Annotated in this window: 19 protein-coding genes; 9 read left to right on the top strand and 10 right to left on the bottom strand. The window is 68.2% G+C overall.

Features of this window, described 5'->3' with window-relative positions; translation table 11 throughout:
• The first annotated feature begins 16 nt into the window (after positions 1 to 16).
• The 7 genes from BLR99_RS04540 to BLR99_RS04510 all read left to right on the top strand — a co-directional run bounded on the left by BLR99_RS04540 (position 17) and on the right by BLR99_RS04510 (position 6,667).
• Positions 17 to 1,126 (top strand): acyl-CoA dehydrogenase family protein, encoded by a 1,110-nt coding sequence (locus tag BLR99_RS04540; protein WP_017437943.1) that lies wholly within the window; start codon positions 17 to 19, stop codon positions 1,124 to 1,126.
• A gap of 22 nt (positions 1,127 to 1,148) precedes the next feature.
• Entirely contained in the window at positions 1,149 to 1,685 is a 537-nt protein-coding gene (locus tag BLR99_RS04535) for a GNAT family N-acetyltransferase (protein ID WP_046060778.1), read from the top strand.
• Between the two features lie 43 nt (positions 1,686 to 1,728).
• Entirely contained in the window at positions 1,729 to 2,748 is a 1,020-nt protein-coding gene (locus BLR99_RS23005) for a beta-ketoacyl-[acyl-carrier-protein] synthase family protein (protein ID WP_017437941.1), read from the top strand.
• Positions 2,745 to 3,725 (top strand): beta-ketoacyl-[acyl-carrier-protein] synthase family protein, encoded by a 981-nt coding sequence (locus BLR99_RS23000; protein WP_046060779.1) that lies wholly within the window; start codon positions 2,745 to 2,747, stop codon positions 3,723 to 3,725. The genes BLR99_RS23005 and BLR99_RS23000 overlap by 4 nt, the downstream gene beginning before the upstream one ends.
• Before the next feature lie 168 nt (positions 3,726 to 3,893).
• On the top strand, positions 3,894 to 4,622 hold the full coding sequence (locus BLR99_RS04520; protein WP_074686891.1) for a helix-turn-helix transcriptional regulator: 729 nt from the start codon (positions 3,894 to 3,896) through the stop codon (positions 4,620 to 4,622).
• Positions 4,623 to 4,808: 186 nt separating this feature from the next.
• Positions 4,809 to 5,444 carry an acyl-homoserine-lactone synthase gene (locus BLR99_RS04515; protein ID WP_011796843.1) on the top strand — a complete coding sequence of 212 codons (636 nt, stop codon included), beginning with the start codon at positions 4,809 to 4,811 and terminating at the stop codon, positions 5,442 to 5,444.
• Positions 5,445 to 5,482: 38 nt separating this feature from the next.
• Entirely contained in the window at positions 5,483 to 6,667 is a 1,185-nt protein-coding gene (locus BLR99_RS04510; protein ID WP_017437938.1) for an acyl-CoA dehydrogenase family protein, read from the top strand.
• Positions 6,668 to 6,682: 15 nt separating this feature from the next.
• Here the strand turns inward: BLR99_RS04510 and BLR99_RS04505 are convergent, their stop codons facing one another.
• From BLR99_RS04505 to BLR99_RS04470, 8 genes are all read right to left on the bottom strand, one after another.
• Entirely contained in the window at positions 6,683 to 7,531 is an 849-nt protein-coding gene (locus BLR99_RS04505) for a FadR/GntR family transcriptional regulator (protein ID WP_017437937.1), read from the bottom strand.
• Positions 7,532 to 7,640: 109 nt separating this feature from the next.
• Entirely contained in the window at positions 7,641 to 8,186 is a 546-nt protein-coding gene (locus tag BLR99_RS04500) for an amino acid synthesis family protein (protein ID WP_017437936.1), read from the bottom strand.
• Complete coding sequence (locus BLR99_RS04495) at positions 8,183 to 9,595, bottom strand: amidase family protein (RefSeq protein ID WP_041827563.1); 1,413 nt, start codon at positions 9,593 to 9,595, stop codon at positions 8,183 to 8,185. Before BLR99_RS04495 ends, BLR99_RS04500 begins: the two co-directional genes overlap by 4 nt.
• The gene (locus BLR99_RS04490) at positions 9,595 to 10,779 is read right to left on the bottom strand and encodes an ABC transporter substrate-binding protein (protein WP_011796848.1); all 1,185 of its coding nucleotides are present in this window, start codon (positions 10,777 to 10,779) and stop codon (positions 9,595 to 9,597) included. The genes BLR99_RS04495 and BLR99_RS04490 overlap by 1 nt, the downstream gene beginning before the upstream one ends.
• 83 nt (positions 10,780 to 10,862) lie before the next feature.
• Positions 10,863 to 11,549, bottom strand: a complete 687-nt coding sequence (locus tag BLR99_RS04485) for an ABC transporter ATP-binding protein (protein ID WP_011796849.1) — start codon at positions 11,547 to 11,549, stop codon at positions 10,863 to 10,865.
• Positions 11,533 to 12,282, bottom strand: coding sequence for an ATP-binding cassette domain-containing protein (locus tag BLR99_RS04480; protein ID WP_011796850.1), 750 nt, complete (start codon positions 12,280 to 12,282; stop codon positions 11,533 to 11,535). Before BLR99_RS04480 ends, BLR99_RS04485 begins: the two co-directional genes overlap by 17 nt.
• On the bottom strand, positions 12,279 to 13,367 hold the full coding sequence (locus BLR99_RS04475; protein ID WP_011796851.1) for a branched-chain amino acid ABC transporter permease: 1,089 nt from the start codon (positions 13,365 to 13,367) through the stop codon (positions 12,279 to 12,281). Before BLR99_RS04475 ends, BLR99_RS04480 begins: the two co-directional genes overlap by 4 nt.
• A gap of 4 nt (positions 13,368 to 13,371) precedes the next feature.
• Complete coding sequence (locus BLR99_RS04470; RefSeq protein ID WP_011796852.1) at positions 13,372 to 14,259, bottom strand: branched-chain amino acid ABC transporter permease; 888 nt, start codon at positions 14,257 to 14,259, stop codon at positions 13,372 to 13,374.
• Positions 14,260 to 14,621: 362 nt separating this feature from the next.
• Between BLR99_RS04470 and BLR99_RS04465 the strand changes: the two genes are divergently transcribed.
• Positions 14,622 to 16,025, top strand: coding sequence for an amidase family protein (locus BLR99_RS04465; protein WP_011796853.1), 1,404 nt, complete (start codon positions 14,622 to 14,624; stop codon positions 16,023 to 16,025).
• A gap of 76 nt (positions 16,026 to 16,101) precedes the next feature.
• On the opposite strand, the gene BLR99_RS04460 is transcribed toward BLR99_RS04465, so the two are convergent.
• Positions 16,102 to 17,622: a CoA-acylating methylmalonate-semialdehyde dehydrogenase gene (locus tag BLR99_RS04460; RefSeq protein WP_017437934.1), complete on the bottom strand. Its 1,521-nt coding sequence runs from the start codon at positions 17,620 to 17,622 to the stop codon at positions 16,102 to 16,104.
• Between the two features lie 107 nt (positions 17,623 to 17,729).
• On the opposite strand from BLR99_RS04460, the gene BLR99_RS04455 reads away from it, so the two are divergent.
• A complete protein-coding gene (locus BLR99_RS04455) occupies positions 17,730 to 18,674 on the top strand; it encodes a LysR family transcriptional regulator (RefSeq protein WP_011796855.1) in 945 nt (314 codons plus the stop codon).
• A 9-nt stretch (positions 18,675 to 18,683) separates the two neighbouring features.
• Here the strand turns inward: BLR99_RS04455 and BLR99_RS04450 are convergent, their stop codons facing one another.
• The gene (locus tag BLR99_RS04450; RefSeq protein WP_074686889.1) at positions 18,684 to 21,215 is read right to left on the bottom strand and encodes an ABC transporter permease; all 2,532 of its coding nucleotides are present in this window, start codon (positions 21,213 to 21,215) and stop codon (positions 18,684 to 18,686) included.
• Positions 21,216 to 21,295: the final 80 nt, after the last annotated feature.

The raw sequence follows: 21,295 nt of genomic DNA, 5'->3' as shown, positions 1-21,295 counted from the left end.
GCCGAGAGGAATCACCATGTCCCTGGTATCCCCCGAATCCCAAACCGATCCGCGCGACTTCTCGCTGCGGTTGAGCGAAGACGAGTGCAGCATGCTGGAACCCGTGCGCCGCTATGCGCGCGAGCGCCTGCTGCCGCTTCTCGGAGATGCCGCCTCGGCATCCGGGAGACAGGCGGCACTGCAGCAGGCGGCCCGGCTCGGCCTGGCGAGCGCGGTGCTGCCGCAGGACTGCGACGGCCTGTGCGTGGATGCGCCGGCCGTCTGCCTGCTGCTGGAGGAGATGGCCGCCGGGCCGCTGTGGCTGGCGGCCGAGATCACCCTGTCCGTCCCGGCGCTCGCGATGCGCCGGGAATGCGAAAAGATGGGGTCTCTGCTGCCGGCAGATGCGGAAAACCTCTTCGGAGGAAGCGGCGCCTTGCCGTTCGCGGTGTGCGAACCGCAGGGCGATGTGGCATTCACGCTGCTGCCCCAGGCGCCCGGCGGGCTGCTCGCGCTCTGCCCGGGCGCACCGGATGGCGGCCACGTACTGCGGGGTTTCGGGATCGATGAGCTGGCAGGCATGCGGATGCAGGCGCAGGCGCAAGCGCAATCCGGACAGGACCCTCTGCGGATGGTCCGGCTGCACATCGGTTCGGCCGCGGGACGCAGCTCCCACGCCTTCGAACTGTCCCAGCGCCAGCTCGAGCATGGCCTGATATGGCATGGGCTGTGGCTCGCCGCACTGCTGGCCGGAGCGGCGCGGGCCGCCACCACCTTCGCCTTCGAGTATGCGCGCACGCGCGTGGCCTTCCAGCGGCCCATCTTCCACCACCAGGCGGTGCTGCTGCGGCTGGCCGACATGGCGATCGCCACCGACGGGTTGCGGCTGCTGGTTCTGGACTCTGCCTCGCGGCTGGCTGTCCAGGAGTTGACGGCGCCCCACTTCGCCGAAGCCGCGCGGCACATCGCATGTACCAGCATGGAAGTCCACCGCCACGCCGTGCAGATCTGCGGCGGGCATGGCTACGTGGAAGGTTTTCCCCCTGCGCGGCGCTTTCAGGACGCACAGCTGCTCACGCTCATGCTGCTGGAAACGGCCCGCGTGGCAGCAGCACTGTCCGCCCCGGCGGCATCACCGGGCCGCTGAGCCCACAGGTCAGGGCATACGCATGGCAGAACAGCAGTCACCTTTTTTCCTGCGCCCCCCGTCACCCGCCGATCTGGAACGGGTTCTGGACTGGATGCAGGCCCCGGCAGTTTACCGATGGTTCGACTTCGGCCAGGGGCGCCAGCGGCTCAACGCCGTCGCACTCGGCGTGATGGCGCGCAGCCCGCAGTACTGCATGCGCGTCTTCGGGGAACGCGGCGACGGCACGGCACTGGGCATCGTGGTGTTGGCGGAAGTCCAGCATCCCTTCGGTTCGGCGAGCTTCTGGGTGGCGCGCGACCCCGGCCGCAGGGCCTACCGCGGCATCACGGAGGATGCGGCGCGTGCCCTGTTGATGGAAGGCTTCGGCCGGCTGGGCCGCCGGTCCATCAATGCCTGGGCCGTGGAAACCAATCACCGCTCGCTGCGCCTCCTGAACGCGCTCGGCTTCCGGCCCTACGGTGTCCAGCAGGCATGCCACGAACTGGACGGCCGCTTACTGGGCCGGGTGCATTTCGAATTGCTGGCACCTGCACCCATCGACTCCACGGCACCGTAACCCGGCGCCTGGCATTTTTCCAACCGAAACCAAAGGATCCTGAATGCAAGACCTCTGGCGTTGCACCCTCAAGCGCAGCACCCTCCATCTTCCGGCGACCCGCAGCCGGTTCCACGGCCTGCGGGCGCAGCAGCGGTCTCCCGCCACCGCCTACCTCCATGAACCCGGCTTCGACTACAACCTGCCTTTCGGGAGCTGGGACGATCCACCGCCCCTGCAACTCGAGGCCATGCGCACGACGACGCCCGTGCTGCTGCACACGGCCGATCCCGAGGCCACCGCGTCGGATCTCGCGGTCGCGGCAGCACGGGCTCTGTTCGAAGGCCGCAGCGATACGGAGCGCGAGCGCATCGGCATCATCATCTACTGCCATGCGTCCACGAACGAGAACGTGGCGGAAGGCATCGCATGCCGCATCCAGTACGAACTGGGCGCGACCACCTCGATGGTGTTCAGTCTTTCGCAGAATCTCTGCAGCGGCCTCGTCGCCCTGCGGCTCGCCTGCGCGCTCCTGCAGGACGAGCCGAAGGGCCGCAGCGCCGTCATCGTGGCAGCGGAGAAATGGATCCACCCTTTCGTGCGCAGCTTCGGCAAGACCGCGGTCTTCGAGGACGGTTCGGCGGCGCTGCAGCTCGAGGCGGCCGGGCAGCCCGGTTGGGAGCTGGGCAGTGTCCACCACGCCGATCTCGTCGGTACGCCGACGCCGTTCGAGGCGACGCCATCGGAGCTGCGGCAGACGCTGCTGCAGCAAGGTGTGCGGACGCTGCGGGAGACGCTCGATATCGCGGCCGTCCGCCCGCAAGACCTGGACTTCGCTCTGATGCCGCACATCGACGGCCAGCTCTGCGACCAGATACTGCAAGGCGCCGGCATGGAACATGTGTACCGGCCGCGGGACATGCGGCGCCAGGGCCACCTGGCGGCCGCCGAAAGCCTCGCCAACCTGCACAGCGCGACATGGGATGGAGCGCTGGCGGGCGAGCGCAGGCTCGGCGTGCTCTGGAGCACGGGGTTGCAGGGCGAATCGGCCTGCTGCCTCGTGCGCACGGGAGGCAGGCCATGAACCAGGCTTCGGGCATTTTCGGCATCGAGGCCGCCAGCCGGTATCTTCCCCAGCAGTTGCCCATCCAGGCATGGGCCCAGGCGAACCATGCGGACGCGGCCACGCTGGCCACGCTGGAAAAACAGGGGATGCGCAATTTCCACCATGCCGGCGACGAGTCGGTGGAGGACATGGCGGGCAATGCGCTGCAGGCGCTCATCGACAGCCACGGCCTGGACCGGGAGGACGTCGATCTGCTCGTGTTCGTGCATTCCCTGTCGACGAGCACGCCAGCCGCGCCCGCCAGCCTGCCGGCGCGGCTGGCTTCCGCCTTCGGCCTGGGACGGGCGCGCTGCTTCGCCTTGTCCGGCCAGAACTGCGCGAGCCTGCTGCTGTCGTTGAGGGTGATGCGCAGCCTCTTCCACGCGGAGCCGGACTTGAAGAAGGTACTGCTCGTGTCCGCCGACCGCTGCTGCGGCGAGTCGTATCGGACCGCGGGAGGCATAACATTCCACAGCGACGGCGCCAGCGCCCTCCTGCTCGGCCGGGACACGCCATTCAACCGCGTGCTCGCCTTGGAAGGCCACGTGAGCGGGCGGCACCATCGGGCATATGCCCGGCCGGAGGCCCTGCGGCGAGAGTACCGGACGCTCTACGGCACGATAGCCCACCGGCTCCTCACCCGCACGGCACAGTTCGCGGGATTGGCATTGGGGGACTTCCGCTACCTGGTTGCCGAAAACCTGGACCTGAACATTTCCAGGCGGCTGGCCACCAGCCTCGGGCAACCCGCCGATTGGGTATATTCCGACAATGTTTCCGCTTGCGGACATGTCCAATGCAGCGATTCAGTCATCGACCTCGTGGATTTGTGGCACAGTGGTCCGATCAATCCGGACGGGGACAACCTGCTTTTCTTCATGTCGGGCGCCAACGGCTCCCAGGCCGCCATGGCGCTGGGCCGATGCCGCGCCCCGGGTTCCGGCCCTTCTTCATAAGCCCTCGCCACCACGTATCCGCAGATGCCTCCGGCCTGTCCGAGGCATCTGCCATCCAGCATCGCAAACCCCGGCATGGGCATCTTTGCCCGAATAGCGCGGCCCGGCATATAGCTCCTGCCATCGAACTGGCACCGGCAACCAACGCATACGTCGAGGAACTCTGCAATGATTCTGCGCGATTTCATCCAGAGAGCCAACCAAGCCCTCACACAGACCGAACTGTTGGCCTGCTTTGAACAGGCGGTGCTTCTGCTGGGCTACCAGCACTTCTCGCTGTGCTACGTGCAACTGCGCCAGGACGGATCCGGCACGTCGCAGCCACCGATCGGGGTGTTGTCGCACAATTACCCGTCGCGTTGGGTATCTCATTACATCGCGCGGAACTATTACCTCGAAGACCCCGTTCGCCGGCATGCGCCCCAGGCCATGTCGCCCTATCGCTGGAAAGACGTTTCGGCACAGGGCGACCGGGAAGCGCACATCATGGACGAGGCGACCGACGCCGGGCTCGCAGACGGTTTGGGCCTGCCGATCCACGAACCCGGCGGCAGGATTTTTCTGGCGACCGTGGCGTCCCATCAGCAATTGACGCTCGGCAATGACGCATGCGTCAGGGCGTACGCATTGGTCACCGCGTTCCATGCGCTCTACACCATGCGGTTCGCCACGGAGCAGACGCAAATACCCACCGCGGTGAAGCTGACGTCCAGAGAGGCCGAATGCCTCACGTGGGTGGCCTACGGCAAGTCGTCCTGGGAGATCGGCCGGATCATGCGCATCTCCGAACATACGGTGAATTTCCATCTCAAGAATGCCATGGCCAAGTTCGACACCGCCAGCCGGGTGACGGCGGCTGTGCGCGCAGCCAACCTGGGTCTCATATCGATACCCTGAGGGCCGAGCCGGACGTCCAGTCCGGCGCGGCGGTACAAGGGCAGATGCGGCCGCGCACCGCCACATCGACTCGACAGTACGCAGATTAGGCATTTTCTTCGGTTCTGCAAGCTGTGCGTCTGAGTAGGTGGCACGGCCCCCCGCCCTTCCTACCATGCAGTCATCCCGAGAGAAGAGGAGGACTACATGATCGAAACCCTGACCGGCATCATCCCCGGCTCGCCCGGTGCCGAGGCACTCTACCGCTTCCGTCACCGGGTATTCGTAGAGCATGCCGGCTGGGAGCTTCCGTGCTACGGTCCGCTCGAATTCGATGAGTTCGACACGCCGCAGGCCGTCTATCTCGTGCGGCGCCATGCCGAAAGCAGGATCGCGGGCATGCTGCGCCTGCTGCCCACGACGCAGCCCTACATGATCCAGAGCCTGTGGCCCGAACTCATGGGCTCGCACCCGATTCCCTCGTCGCCCCGCGTGTGGGAAGCCACCCGCATGGGCGTGGATCCCGACATGGATCCGCTCAGCCGTGGACAGACCGTGGCGGAACTGGTGGCCGGCTGCCTGGAGTACGGCACGCAGCACGGCATCGATCAGATGCTCGCGGTGATGAGCGAGGCGCACGCGCGCAAGATCGTCACGGGCATGGGCTGGTCCTATGAGCGCTGCGGCCCCCTGCGCCTGATGGGCGGCGTCCACGTCATGGCCGTACGACTGCGGCTCGACGACACGGCCCTGCAATCCGTTCTCCGCCGCACGCGGACGCAGGCAGGCCTTCTCCACGAAAACGCTTCGCCCCTCCAAAGCGCTCCGTGCGCGCAGTTCTGAAAGGAAAGACCATGATCCATCTCAGTACCGACCTCCCAATGCAAGCCTTGCGCCGGCGGCTCTCGGCGATCGGCATGCCGCTGGACGAATTGACGGCGGCTCTGCAGGAGCATGCGGCGCAAGCCGATCGCACCGGCAAGATTGCGCCCGCGTTCTGGGAGCGGGTGAATGTGCGCGGACTGAACCTCAATCTCGTGCCTCCGGACCATGGAGGGGACCCCGGCCTGTGGCCCCTGATGCAGCGCGTACTGCTGATGGAACAGCTCGGCTACGCGGACCCGGCCCTGGCTCTGGCCATGCCCGGTCCAGGGCTCGCCACGCCGCCGTTGCTGGCCCTGGCGTCCGAATCTCAGCAGCGGGCGCTCTTCGCACGCTTCCAGAAGGATCATCCCGTATGGGGCGGCTTCGCCATCACGGAACCCGACATCGGCTCGGATGCCACCGCACTGCGCACCACGGCGCGGCCCGTGCGCGACGGCTACCTGCTCAACGGAACCAAGTGCTTCATCACCAATGGCGCCCGGGCGGACTTCGTGGTCACCTTCGCAACCCTGGACAAGGGGCGGGGACGCTTCGGCGTGCGCGCTTTCGCCGTCGACAGCACGGCGCCCGGATTCGAGGTGGTGCGCCTGGAGAAGATGCTGGGGCTGCGCGCGAGCCAGCTCGCCGTGCTCTCGTATTCGGATTGCCTGGTTCCACACGACAGCCTGCTGCAGCGGGGAGACGAGGGGCATATGCACGATGCGTTTTCCGGGGCGCAGAGCTCCTGGGACTTTTTCCGTCCAGTCCTCTCGGCGACCATTGTCGGCAGTTGCGCCCGGGCGCGGGACGAACTCGCGGCATACCTGGCTGCGCACCAGCCCGCCGCTCCAGGCTGGCGCAGGACCGATACCGAGGATCTTCTGGCCGCCGCAGGCGGAAAGATCGCCATGGCCCGCCTGCTATGCCACAAGGCGGCGTGGCGGCACGAGCAGGGACTTTCGGTATCCAAGGACTCTTCCATGGCGAAAGCGTATGCATCGCGCATCGCCATGGAAATCGCCGAGGCGGTACTCCAGGCGGTCGGGGCTCCGGGGCTGCACGAACATCCCGTGCTGGAGCGGTTCTACCGCAATGCCAAGGCCTACGACATCCTCGAGGGTACCGGCGACATGCAGCGGCTCATGGTGGCGCGATTGCAGCAGCGGCAAGCTGCCGCCGCGGACGAAACCGCAGTCTTCTGAACAGCGCAGGCGCCGTCAGGCGCCTTTTCTCGTCCGGGGCGCAGGCGCCCGCATCGGCCGGACCTGCGGCAGAGGTGCTCCACCCAGGCGCAGGTCGGAATCCAGCACCAGCCGGCGGCGCAATCCGGACTGCAGCAGATCCAGATGCCGCTGGTTCTCGACAATGTGCGCCAGCATGAGCTTGCGCACCTGCGATACATCCGCGTCGCGGGCAGCGGCGAGTATCTGGCGATGCGCCTTCCAGGATGCCTCGCCGAGCCGGCGATGTTCTTCCTGCGTGGCGTGCAGCGCGGAAACCACCATCGTTTCCAGCATGCGGTTGATGAGCCGGCACTGGAACCTCAGCAGGGGGTTGGGGCAGGCATCGGCCAGGATGTCGTGGAAGTGCAGGTCCTCGATGCGCTGCACCGCGGCGGGCTGGATGTTATCTTCGCGCGGGTCCGACATCGCGATGCTGCGCTCCAGCGCGTCGAACTCCTTCTCGCCCAGGTGGGGCACCGCCAGGGCGGCCATCTCGGGCTCCAGGATCGTACGCAGGGCGTACATGTCACCGATGGTGATGTCCTCGAAGAAAAGATAGTTCTGCAGGAACTGGAACGTCCGGTCGAAGGTCACGCGCTCTATCACCGCGCCGCCGGAAGGCCCCGTGGTCAACCGGATCAGGCCCTGCACCTCCAGGGCCTTGAGGGCCTCGCGCATCGTGCCGCGGCCCACCCCGAACAGCTGTTGCAACTCGGCCTCCTTGGGAAGCCCTTCCCCGGGGCTGAGGTTCCGGTCGGTGATCCAGCGCTTGATCTCCTCGACGACCAGATCTCCACGTTTCGGGCCGCGCTGCGATACCTGCTTCTTTGACACCGACGCCATTCCCCGCTGTTTTGTTGCGCCGGATGATAGCGCACGCGACCGTCGCCGCCGCGTGCGCCACGCATCTCCCGGCAGGCGGCGCCAGGGGGAATGCGGGCGCGAACTCCGCTCAGGCCTGCGGTGCGACACGCGCCATCGGGCGGCCACCGGCGCACAGCACCAGCGCCACCACGATCTCCTCCGGCAATGGTGCTTCGGCGATGCCGAAAGTGACCGCGTCGAAATGATCGAAGCTCCACGGGTCCAGGACATGGTGCACCGGCACGTCCAGCAGGGTGCCGGGCCCACCCCGCTTCGCGGTGGAGGGCATGATGGACTGCGCGCCCGGCAGCCCTGCGCGTACAGCGCGGCCGAACAGCGGATGCAGCAGCGCGGCCGCATGTTCCATGTCACCGCCGTATCCCACGATGGCCCCCTTGCCGTAGGCTTCCACGGCGGCCGCGCCGCCGTCGATCTGCCGCAGCGCCTCGGCAGTCAGCCGCTCGCCGATCGCGTGGCCTGCCGGATAGAGTGCCGAGAGTTCTTCCTGCCAGCGGCCCGCGAAGGGGTTTTCCAGCACCGCGGCAGCGACGACCCGCTGCACCTGCCGCGCCGCTGGCCACTGCGGCGCCGGCGGAATCGTCTCCTTCTGGATGAAAAACCTGCGGATCTTCATTGCGCCACCTTCCTGCGCACATCCAGCGGCGGCGCGGGGAACTCTCCGCGAGCCCGCTCATAGGCGCGGCACACGCGCAGCACCAGCGCATCGTGCATGCGCGGTCCGATCACCTGCAGTCCGATGGGCAGGCCGTCCGACGACAGGCCACAGGGAATGCTGGCAGCAGGCTGCTGCGTATGGTTGCACCAGGACGTCAGCGGCGGCGCCGTGCGCAGTTCCGGAGGCAGGCCCGGCACGGCCGGCGGCGGGCAGTGGAAGGTGGGGCAGAGCAGCACGTCGTAGTCCTCGAAGAAGGCATGCATGGCGCTCGCGAGCTTCAGCCGCGCGATCATCGCATCCATGAGTTCCGAGGCCAGCATGCCGCGCCCTGCAGTGACGAGATTCAATATCTCCGGATCGAAGCGGTCCTGCAGGTGCGCGGGGGTGCCGCGCACCAGATGCTCCAGCCGCGCAGTCCACAGGACGGTGTGCATCCCGCTGCGCATATAGTCATCGAGCGGAGCGAGCCGCCCCAGCCGGGTCACCCGGGCGCCCAGCGTTTCCAGCAGTCCGGCGGCCCGCTCCGCGGCGCGGGCGGTTTCCGGCGCCACGCCGACGATGCCCAGATCGGTGCTGAACGCGATGCGCAATCCCTCGACGCCCGCTTCCAGCCCGGCGAGGAAATCCTCTGCGGGCGCCGAAGCCTGCCAGTCGCGCGGCCATGGCCGCGCCATGGCGCCCAGCAGGGTCGCGAGATCGCGCACATCCCGGGCCATGGGACCGATATTGGCCACCTCGCCCACATTCTGCGTGTCCATGGACGGCACGCGCTTGAAGGACGGCTTCAGCCCGCAGACGCCGTTCCACGCCGAGGGCACGCGGATGGAGCCACCGCCGTCCGATCCCACCGCCAGGGGCCCCATCCGCGCGGCCAGGGCCGCGCCCGCGCCGCCGCTACTGCCTCCAGCGGTGCGGTCGAGGTTCCAGGGATTGCGGGTGATGCCGGTGAGCGGGCAGTCTCCCACGATCTTGTTGCCGAACTCCGATGTCGTGGTCTTGCCGAAGATCAGCGCGCCGGCGCGGCGCAGCTCCTGAATGCAGGGCGCATCCACCTCGACGAGATGGTCCTCCGGCAGCGTGCGCGAACCGAAGCGCGTGGCCATGCCCCGCGTGGCGACCATGTCCTTGACCGAGACGGGCACGCCGTCCAGGGGCCCCAACGGTTCGCCGCGCAGCCAGCGCTGCTCGGATTCGGCGGCGCTGCGCATCGCGCCGTCTTCGTCCAACGCGCAGAATGCATTGACGTCGCCGTCCACCTCGTGCACCCGGTCGAGCACTGCGCGCATGGCTTCCACCGGAGAAAGCGCCAGGGTTCGGTAGGCACTCGTCAACCCATGGGCCGTCAGTTCGATGATCTCGCCGCTCATCATGCTGCTCCGCATTGCGCCTGGATGGAGGGAGCCGCCCCGAGCAGGTCGAAGCCGCCATCCTTGCGGGCCCGGCCGATCATGGTCTGGCATTGGAGGTGAGATGCTCCCGCATCCACCCCCACCGCGCCGCGCGGCATGCGCAGGGACACCCCGGGCAAGGCCTTTTTCACGGCATCCGCCTCGATGCTGCCGGCCCTGCCCGCGGCGGCCGCGAACAGCTTCGCACCGGCGTAGGTGCTCTCTCCGTGGGGCAGCATCACCACGTGCCCGCCGACCCGCAAGGGCGTGGCGTCGGAGAACCGGCGCGTATAGGTGTCCAGGAACCGCTGGTTCTCCGGATTTTCCACTCCCATGAAATAGGAGGAAACACCCACCGTGCCCGCGAGGGCGCCTTCGGTGCTCATGGCCAGCGATTCGTGCGCGATGTCGGTGATGAGCTGCGGCTTCATGCCGAAGCTCCGGTACTGCTTGACGAAGCTGACCGGGTCGTCCCCGATGCTGTGCCAGACCACATCCGCTCCAAGCCCCTGGATCTGCTGCAGCGCAGGACCGTAGTCGCGCGTGCCGAAGGGGAAAAAGCGTGTTCCCAGCAGGCGGCCGCCGCGCGCCTGGATGGCCGCCTCGATCTGCGGCAGCAGGGTGCTCCGGTTGCTGCCGATGTCCGACGCCAGGACGAAGAAGGACTTGCCAGCCTGCGCGACGGCCCAGTCGATCAGGGGAACCACGCGCTGGTTGCTGGCCAGCCCCGTGGTCAGCAGCAGTGGATGGCAGCGGCCCTCGTCGAAATTGGGATACACGACGAGCCGCCGATAACGGGAGGCCACCTGCAGGACCGCTTCCCGCTCGAAGGGAAGCACCATGCCGGTGACCATGGCAACGCCGTCGCCGGCCAGGAGCTTGCGAGCCTTGTCCAGGGACACCTTGGCGGACATCTGGGAATCTTCCGAGACGATCTGCAGCGCCTGCCCCAGCAGGCCACCAGCGGCATTGATCTCGTCCACCGCCATCATCAGGCAATTGCGGTTGGCCTCCGCCACGCGGGCCAGAGGTCCGCTGAAGGGAGTCAGCAGGCCGATCTTCAAAGGCGCCGCCGCCCGCACGGCGGCCGGAGCGGTGCCGCAGGCAAGTATGGCCGCCATGCCGCGCAGCAGCGCGCGGCGGCCCTGTAAGGTATGTTGCATCATCGATCCTCTTTGTCAAAAAAACCAGGCAAAGGCAGGCCGCCCGGCATGGCCGGGGAACGGAATGTCCGCCGCAGGAAGGGCTAGACGGCCAGGAAGTTCTCGAGCACGCTCACGTCGCCGCGGCCGTCCACGGCACCCTCGTGGACGATGCGGCCGCGCTCCAGCACCAGGCAGCGCCGGGCTGCCGACAGCACCAGATCGAGGTTCTGCTCCACCAGCACGGCGGAAATGGAGAGTTCCGCGCACAACTCGGGAATGAGCTCGCCGAGCATCTGCACGATGTTCGGCTGCACCCCGTCCGAGGGCTCGTCGAGCAGGAGCACCTTGGGCCGGGAGCACAGCGCCCGGGCGATGGCCAGCATCTGCTGCTCCCCACCCGACATGGTTCCGCCCAGCTGACGCATCCGCTGTCCCAGGATGGGAAAGTAGGTGAACACCGCCTCCGGCGGGTCCATGCCCCGTGGGCAGCCGGCCATCAGGTTCTCCCTCACCGTCAGGCGGGGGAAGATCCAGCGCCCCTGCGGCACCAGTCCGACGCCGGCACGCGCTATGCGGTGCGTGGGCAGACCCATGAGCTGCCGGTCCCGGAACCGGACGTCGCCGGATATGCGCGGCAGCAGCCCCATCACCGCCTTCACCAGGGCGGACTTGCCGGCGCCGTTGCGCCCGAGGATTCCCAGGACTTCTCCCTTGGCGAGGTGGAACTGCACCCCGTCGATCACGGCAGGGCCACCGTAGCCCGCCGTGAGATCACGCACGTCCAGCATGGCGCGCCTCCTTGCTCCGGCCCAGATAGATGTGCCGTATGTGTTCGTCCCGTTCGATTTCCGCGAAGGCGCCCTGGCGGATCACGGCGCCCTGGTGCATCACCAGGGTCCGGCACGCCAGTTCGCGCACGAAGCCGATGTCGTGCTCGATGACCACGACCGACATCTCCTGCGAAAGCTGGCGCAGCATTCCGACCATGCGGCGGGTCCCATCGACGCTCATGCCTGCGGCGGGTTCGTCCAGCAACAGCAGGCGGGGCCGGCACATGAGCGCCATGCCGATCTCCAGCCACTGGCGTTCGCCGTGCGGCAGGCACTCCGCCGTTTCATCGGCACGGTGCTGCAGCCCGGTGAGGGCGAGAATTTCGTCGCAATCCGGGGCGGACCGCGCACGGTCGCCTTCGACGCCCTGCGCCGCCACGACCAGGTTCTCGCGCACGCTCAGCCACTGGAAGACATTCGTGCCCTGGAATTTGCGGATCACTCCCCGGCGCGCGAATTCGTGCGGGAGCTGACGCGTCATGTCCCGCCCGGAGATCGCCAGGCTGCCGGCATGGGTACGGACCGCGCCGGACAAAACCCCCAGCAGCGTGCTTTTGCCGGCGCCGTTCGGACCGATGATGCAGATCAGCTCTGCCGGACCTATGCGCATGTCCACCTGCCGCACCGCATGGATGCCACCGAACGCGACGTCGAGCCCGCGCGCCTCGAGCAATGGAACGTGGTCGTTCATGTCCGGCTCCCCGCATTCGTGGACACGCCTGCCGGGCGGCCCGGCCGGGACTGCTTTGCGGGCGCGGCGCTGGAAGCATGCCCGGGGCCGCGCCTGCGCAGCAGGCCAGGAATGCCCCGGGGCATGAACAGCACGCAGACCAGGAACAGGGCTCCCAGGATCAACGGCCACAACTCCGTGCTGTAGGTGCTGACCTCCTGCTGCAGGCGCGTGAAGAATACGGCGGCGACCACCGCCCCCAGCAGCGATCCGCGGCCGCCGACCGCCACCCACAGGATGACCTCGGTGGACAACAGCACCGAGAACAGATCGGGCGCCACTACGCCGGCCGACGCCGCGTAGAGACAGCCCGCGAAGCCTGCCAGCGCCGCGGACAGCGTGGATACCACCACGAGGTGCCGCGACGTATCGAAGCCGCAATGCTTGGCCCGGAACTCGTTCATGCCGATCGCCGCCAGCACCAGGCCATAGCGTGTCCGCACCAGCCCCCAGACGAACAGCAGAGAGAGCGCGAGCGCGCACAGCACGGCGAGGTAGGAAGCACGATCGCTGCTCAGGTCCAGCTGCCAGCCCGCGACATCGAGGCGCAGGCCGGGAACGCCCAGAATGCCGACATCGCCGCCCGTCACGGACTGCCAACTGGTCGCCACCTGCCTGGCGATGACGAGCACCGCCATGGTGATGATCGCGAAAAAGTGCAGGCGCACGCCGGCGTAGAGCAGGAAGCAGCCCAGGAGCGCGGCCAGCGCGGCCGAACTGCCCACGCCGAGGAGCATCCCTTCGATCCAGCTCCACTGCAGCTGCGTGGTCGCGATCGCGACTCCGTAGGCCCCCACCCCGAAGAAAACCGCGTGGCCCAGGGTCAGCATCATGGCCTTGCCCCAGAGCAGGTCGTAGCTGAGGGCGAAGATGGCCAGCACCAGCGCGTCGCGCAAGGCAACCGATGCGTATGGAGATGCGACCCAGGGCACCAGGGCCAGTCCTGCGAACGCCAGAACACACAGCGCCAGGGCGAGCCATTCGCGTTTTTGCATCCGTGGCTGCGCCAGCAGCGCCTTGAGCGATACGAGAAGATGGTTTTTCATGGCTTCACCCCTTGCCCAGCAGTTGATGGGCCGCACTGAAGCCCGGAACCAGGCCGCGCGGGCGAAGGCGGATCACCACGATGGCCAGCAGCAGCACGACCGCCGACGCCATCGAAGGATCGATGTGGTAGTTCAGCAGCGTCTCCGTGCTGCCGATCAGCACGCTGCCCGTGACCGCGCCCAGCACGCTGCCGATGCCTCCCACGACGATCACGAAGAACGCCTTGCCGAGGTAGGCCATGCCCAGGTGGCTCTCCACGGATACCAGCGGCGCCACCAGCACGCCGGCGAAAGCCGCGAGCGCGGCTCCGCAGGCGAACGCCAGGCGGTTCATGTGCCGGGTGTCTATTCCCAGCGCGGAGGACATGGAGGGGTTCTGGATGACCGCCCTCAGGTGCAGCCCGAAACGCGTGCGCGTGAACGCCAGCGCGCAGGCCGCGATCACCACGATGCTCGCCACGATGACGAACAGGCGGTAGGACGGATAGCTCGCCCCCAGCACGCTCACCGAACCCGCGAGGGGCGTATAGACCATCTGCGGATGCTTGCCGAAGCCGATTTCGAGCAGCTTCTGGATGATCAGGCTCACGGCATAGGTCGCGAGGAGCGTGTCCAGCGTCCGGTGGTAGAGAAAGCGGATCACCGAGGCTTCGAGCGCCAGCCCCGCCACGGCCCCCACGATCGGCGCGATGACCAGAGCCAGCCAGTAGGCCTGCGCGCCCCCAGCGCCCTGCAGCACCGCGAGGGTGAAAGCCCCGAGGGTGACGAACTCGCCATGCGCGAGATTCACGATATCCATCATGCCGAACACGATGGCCAGGCCCAGCGCAACCAGGGCCAGCACGGCCACCTGGCTCAACACATTCAGCAGGAGGGCGATCCCTTCACTCATGGCTGCCCCCCTGCGCGGCACACCGCCGCTGCCGCTGCCCGCCGCCGGCACTCCGGCTCGCGGATGCCGCCGTCGCGGCACCGATTCCCATACCCGGTACGGCCACACGCCGTCCGGACCTTCGCTTCGACCATCCTGATCACTCCTGTTTTCGCGGTTAATTTATGATCATAGTAATGCAACGAATCATGGTGGCCGGCTAGGTGGTTACCCTCCCCAACAAGCGCATGGATTGAAGTTTTCGTGCTACGGAAAGAGGGTTCCCTCGTACTTGCATGGAAAGAATTTCACCGTTACATGCGACGTAACTCTTCAATCTTTCGCCAATTTATGATCATAATTAAGAAAAAGGAGATACGACCATGTCAGCAATCCATCACTTGAGCGCGGCCGAACTCGCGGCCGGCTACAGCCGCCGGGCGCTATCCCCGGTCGAGGTTCTCGATGCCCTCCTCGCCCGGGTGGAGCAGACGTCCCGCAGCCTGAACGCCTTCTGCTGCGTGGATACGGAGGCAGCGATGCGGCAGGCCCGCGCCTCCGAGGCGCGGTGGCACCGGGGACAGGCGCTCGGTCCGCTCGATGGCGTGCCGGTATCGATCAAGGACAACCTGGGCACCGCCGGCATGCCGACCCGCTTCGGATCCCTGGCCGTGGGCGAAGCCGCGGCGCAGCTGCCCGACAGCCCCTGCGTGGAGCGGCTCCGGGAGGCGGGCGCCGTGTTCATCGGCAAGACCACCATGCCGGACTTCGCGCACAAGATCCTCACCGACAGCCCCCTCACCGGCATTACCCGCAACCCGTGGAATCCGGAGTACTCCCCTGGGGGATCCAGTGGCGGAGCGGCAGCCGCCGTTGCCGCAGGGCTCGGGCCGATCGCCGTGGGAACGGACGGTGGAGGCTCCATCCGCATCCCGGCGGCGTTCACCGGCATCTATGGGTTCAAGCCCAGCTTCGGGCGTGTGCCCCATTACCCGCGCGGCGCCTTCGCCCTGCTCAGCCATGTCGGTCCGATGACGCGCACCGTGGAAGATGCCGCCATCGTCATGAACACCATCACCCGGCCCGATCCTCGCGACTGGTATGCGCTGCCCTACCGGACGACGGACTACCAAGCGGGACTGCGCGAATCCCTGGCGGGATGGAAGATCGCGTTCAGCCCGTCGCTGGGACTCGATACCCCGCCCTGCCCGGAAACACTCGACGCACTCAAGCACAGTGCGCGCATCCTGGAATCGCTCGGTGCCCACATCGAGATGCGGGACCCTCCGGCCGTCGCGCAGTGCCAGCGCATCCATCGCGTGCTGTGGTCCGCTTTCTGCGCCAAGCTGGCGGATTCGCTCGGGAGCGAAGCGTCCGCGCAGCTGGACGTCTCGCTGCGCATGCTCGTCGAGGCTGGCCGCGCGCTGCAGCCCGGGGAGGTGCTGGACGCCTTGACCCAGCGGGGCGAGGCCGGATGCAGTGTCAACGGCTTTTTCACGGAGTACGACCTGGTCCTGTGTCCCGTGCATCCCGCCACGGCGCCCCTGCTGGCGGCATGCCCGGCCTCGGATCCTCCTTATCCCCTCTACACCCCATGGTGCAACCAGTTGGGCCTGCCGGCCGCGAGCGTGTATGCCGGGCATGCCGCGAACGGCCTTCCCATCGGCGTGCAGCTGGTCGGAAGGCAGCACGACGACGCCGCCGTTCTCGCGGCGAGCCATGCCTACGAACGTGCGGTCGGACGCGCCGACGGGCTGCTGCGCGATGGCGCCGGCACGGCGGCATAGGAGGAACGGTCGTGCCGCCGGCCGTGCGCGGCGACCGTCCGGGCTGCCGCTGTGCACGGTGGCCCGGACGAAGAGACTACCTCGCGGTCGGCATGACGAACTCGGCGCCCTTGTCGATGCTTTCGGGCCAGCGCTGCATGATGCTCTTTTGCCGCGTATAGAAACGCACCCCTTCCTCTCCATATGCATGCATGTCGCCGAACAGGCTCTTCTTCCAGCCGCCGAAGCCGTGCCATGCCATCGGGACGGGGATGGGCACGTTGATGCCGACCATCCCCACCTGGATGCGGCGGGAAAACTCGCGCGCCACGTTGCCATCGCTGGTGAAGCAGGACACTCCGTTGCCGAACTCGTGGGCGTTCACCAGGGCGATGGCACTGCCCAGGTCGGGAACACGCACGCACGCCAGTACCGGCCCGAAGATCTCCTCGCGGTAGATGCGCATGGCGGGCGTGACATGGTCGAACAAGCTGCCGCCGGTGAAGAAACCGCCCTCGTGGCCCGGAACCTTCAGCCCGCGGCCATCGACCACCAGCTGCGCGCCTTCGTCCACGCCCGCGGCGACATAGCCATCGATGCGGTTCAGCGCTTCCCGGGTCACGATGGGCCCCATCTCGGCATCGAGTTCCATGCCGTTCTTCACCACCAGGGTGCGGGTGCGCTCGGCCAGCAGAGGGACGATGCGGTCCGCCACTTCGCCGACGAGGACCGCCACGCTGATGGCCATGCAGCGCTCGCCGGCGGAACCGTATGCCGCGCCGATGAGTGCATCGACGGTCTTTTCGAGGTGGGCGTCCGGCATCACGACCATGTGGTTCTTCGCCCCGCCCAGCGCCTGCACCCGCTTGCCGTAGCGCGCGCCGGCCTGGTAGATGGCATGGGCGATCGGGGTGGAGCCCACGAAGGAGACGGCACGGACGTCTTCATGCTCCAGCAGCGTATCCACCGCCAGCTTGTCGCCCTGCACCACGTTGAACACGCCGTCGGGCAGGCCCGCCTCCTTCAGCAGCTTCGCCATGAAGAGCGAAGGGCTGGGATCGCGTTCGCTGGGCTTGAGGATGAACGTGTTGCCGCATGCCAGGGCCACGGGGAACATCCACATGGGCACCATGACGGGGAAGTTGAAGGGCGTGATGCCGGCCACGACGCCCAGGGGCTGGCGCATGGTCCAGTTGTCGATCCCGGTGGAGACCTGGTCCGAATAGTCGCCCTTGAGCAACTGCGGCGCGCCGCAGGCGAACTCCAGGATGTCGATGCCGCGCGCCACTTCGCCCTGGGCGTCCGTGAACACCTTGCCGTGCTCCGCCGTGATCATGGCGGCCAGTTCGTCACGATGGCGGTTCATGAGTTCGAGGAACCGGTTGAGCACGCGCGCGCGGCGGATGGGCGGGGTATCGGCCCAGGCCGGGAAGGCCCTGGTTGCCGCCGCGATGGCCGCATGCACCTCCTGCACGCCGGCCAGCGCCACGTGCCGGGCCTGCTGCCCGGTGGCGGGGTTGTACACGGGCTGGCTCCTGCCGCTGGTTCCCGGGCGCTCCTGCCCGTCGATGTAGTGGCCGACCTGCGCGGTATCGGTGAATGCTGCGATGGTGTTCATGGAAAAACCTTTGCGTTGAATGACATGCCAAAGTCTAGGAACGCCCTCCCCGCGGGACAAGCCAGAAGCGCTGCACGGACTGTTCTTGCTTTTTGACAATCGGACGAATGAAAACCAAGAAGGTCGATGCGCTCTGGTCCCACGTGCACTGGCTCGGGATCCTGGACGCGGAAGGCAGCTTCACGGGCGCGGCGCATCGGCTGGGCGTGAGCAAGTCGGCGGTCAGCCACCGGGTATCGGAGCTGGAGCAGGCTGCCGGCGTCGCGCTGGTGAGGCGTACCACCCGCACCGTCCGCCTCACGGATGCGGGCAGGCACCTGGTCGATTCCACACGCGAGTCGTTCGCGTCGATCGAGCGCAGCTTCGCGAACATCAGGGATCTCGCGCAGGAGCCCAATGGCGTGCTGAGGGTGACGGTGCCGGTGGCGTTCGGCAGGCAACATATCGTGCCCCGAATCCCCGGTTTCCTGCGGCAGTACCCGCAGGTCCGCGTCGAACTCGAGCTCTCCGACGGTATCCGCTCCCTCAGCCTGGACGGCTTCGATCTGGCGATCCGCCACGTGGAGTCCGTTCCGGACACCCATGTCGCATGGCCGCTGTGCCCGACCGAGACCGTCCTGGTGGCCAGCAGAGCCTATCTGGAGGCCTGCGGCGTTCCCGGGACGCCACACGATCTGGCGCGGCACAACTGCCTGCACTATCTGCGCGGTGCGTCGGTGCCCAGCTGGAGTTTCGAACGCACCGGACACCGGGCCGACGCGCCACGCTTGAGCATTCCCATTGCAGGCACCTTCGCGGCGAACAACAGTGAAGCGTTGCGCACGCTGGCGATCGCCGGCGCCGGTATTGCGATGCTGCCGGACTTCAGCGTCTCCGGCGAGATCGGCAATGGAGAACTCGTGCGGGTTCTACCCGGATGGCGGCCGGTGGGCGCATTCGGCACACGCATTTCCGCCGTGAGGACCTTCAGCACCCATGTCCCGAGGGCGGTACGCGTGTTCGTAGCCTACCTGCGCGAGTCGATGCATGGTGGATTCCTGCAGGCATCCTAGAGCGGCCCCTCACTCCGCCGCCCGCCGCAGCGTCTCCACCACCGGCCGCCGCAGCACTTCCCGCAGCCCCCACCAACCGGCAGCCAGGGCCAGCAGCGCACCCGCGAGGGCCCCGGCCAGGGGCACCCAGGGAGCGGCGGTCCACTGGAAGTCGAACACGTAGCGCGCCAGGGCCCAGCCCACGGCGACGGCAACGCTGCTGGCCAGGAAGCCCGCGAGCAGGCCGATGCCGGCGAGTTCGGCGCGCTGCACCTGGCGCAGCAGGCTGGCGCGGGCGCCGACGGCGCGCATGATGGCGAATTCGCGGGCGCGCTCTTCGCGGGTGGCGGTGACGGCCGCGAAGAGCACGACGAGGCCGGCCGCGAGCGTGAAGCCGAACAGGAATTCGACGGCCCGCACGACCTGCCCCAGCACGCGCTGCACCTGGGCCAGGGTGGCGCCCATGTCCACGTTGGTGATGTTGGGGAAGGCCTGCACCAGGTGGTTGTCGAAGCCGGGCGTGGCGGGCGCGCGGTAGGCCGCGAGATAGGTGACGGGCAGCTCGGGCGGCATGCGGTCCGTCGTGTACATCACGAAGAAGTTGGCGCGCAGGGAACTCCAGTCCACCTTGCGCAGGCTGGTGATGCGTGCCTCGCTGGCCACGCCGGCGATGTCGAAGCGCAGGGTGTCGCCCAGCTTCAGGCCCAGGGTTTCGGCGATGCCGTCCTCCACGCTGATCTCGCCGGCGGCGCCCTCCGTCCAGTGGCCGGCCACCACGGTGTTGTGCCCCGGCGCCTGCGCGGCGTTGGAGAGGTTGAATTCGCGGTCCACGAGGCGCCGGGCGCGGTCGTCGGTGTAGTCCTGCGGGCCCACCTCGCGGCCGTTGATGGCGACGAGGCGGCCGCGGATCATGGGGAACCAGTCGTAACGGCGCACGCCCGCGTCGCGCAGCGCGGCCTGGAAGGCGTCGGCCTGGTCGGGCATGACGTTGATGACGAAGCGGTCGGGCGCGTCGGCCGGGGTGGCGCGCTGCCAGCTGTCGATGAGGTCGGTGCGCAGCAGCACGAGCAGCACCAGGGCCAGCAGGCCCACGGCCAGGCTGCTGACCTGCACCACGGCATAGACGGGCCGGGCGGCGATCTGGCGCGTGGCCAGCACCAGCCAGCGCGGCGCCGTGGCCTCGTTGACACTGGCGCGCAGCACCTTGACGGCCACCCAGCCCAGCAGCGCGAACAGCACCACCGCGCCCGCGAAGCCGCCCACGGCGATGAGGCCCAGCTTGCGGTCGCTGCTCACGGCCAGCAGCAGCGCGGCGAAGCCGGCCACGCCCACGCCGAGCACGGCGAGCGACGCGGGCTTGAGGGCGCCCAGGTCGCGCCGGATGACGCGCAGCGGCGGCACGCGCGCCAGTTGCAGCACGGGCGGCAGGCCGAAAGCCATCATCAGGGTGAGGCCCATGCCGAAGCCGAAGGCCACGGGCCAGAGGCTGGGCGCGGGCAAGGTGGCTTCGACGAGGCCGGCGAGCAGCAGCACGAAGACATGGTGCACCGCGTAGCCCAGGGCCACGCCCACGGCGCTCGCGAAAAGGCCCACCAGCGCGAACTCCACCACGTACCCGCCCGCGATGCCGCGCTGGCTCTGCCCCAGCACGCGCAGCAGGGCGGCGGCGTCGAGGTGGTCGCTGGCGAAGCCGCGCGCGGCCAGGGCGACGGCCACGGCGGAGAGCAGCGCGGCCAGCAGGGCCACGAGGCTGAGGAACTTGCGGGCGCGGTCCAGCGTCTGGCGCATTTCCGGGCGGCCGCTGTCGAGCGACTCCACGCGCACGCCGTGGACGCCCGGCGCCTGCACGGCCTGGGCGGCCCAGGCGGTGTATTGCTGCACGGCGGCCGGCGCATCGCCGGCCACGGCGAAACGGTAAGTGAGCCGGCTGGCCGGCTGCACGAGGCCGCTGGCGGGCAGGTCGGCGGCATTCACCATGGCGCGCGGCGCGAAGCTCATGAAACCGGCCCCGCGGTCGGGCTCGATGGCGATGGTGCGGGCGATGCGCAGGCGCGGGTCGCCCAGCAGCAGCGGATCGCCCAGCTTCAGGCCCAGGGACTCCAGCAGCGCGGGATCGACCCAGACTTCGCCGCGCGCCGGGATGTCGCGCGTGGCCGCCGCGGGCGCGCCCGGCGCATCGGTGGTCTGCAGGCTGCCGCGCAGCGGATAGCCGGGCTCCACGCTCTTGAGGGCCACGAGCCGGCTGGCGCCGCCCTGCGCATCGTCCGCGCGCCCCATGGTGGGAAAGCCGATGGTGGTCACGCCGCGCAGTCCCAGGGCCCGCGCCTTGTCGATGAAGGCCTCGGGCGTGGGCTGGTCGCTGGCGATGACCACGTCGCCGCCCAGCAGTTGCAGTGCGTCCCGCTCCAGCCCGCCCTGCAGGCGGTCGGAGAAGAACCCCACGGAGGTGAGGGCCGCGACGGCCAGGGCCACGGCGACGGTGAGCAGGCGCAGGCCGCCCGCGCGCAGGTCGCGCCGGAGCATGCGCCAGCCCAGCTGGATGAAGGGCGGCATGGAGGTCATGGGCGGCTACCTTAGCGCAAACGCGGCAGCCCTCCGCCGCGCCGGGGCACCCGGCTGCGCAGGGGTGCGCCGCACGCCCG

Source organism: Paracidovorax citrulli (assembly GCF_900100305.1).
GTDB lineage: Bacteria > Pseudomonadota > Gammaproteobacteria > Burkholderiales > Burkholderiaceae_C > Paracidovorax > Paracidovorax citrulli.
This window is presented reverse-complemented; position numbering and strand designations above follow the sequence as displayed.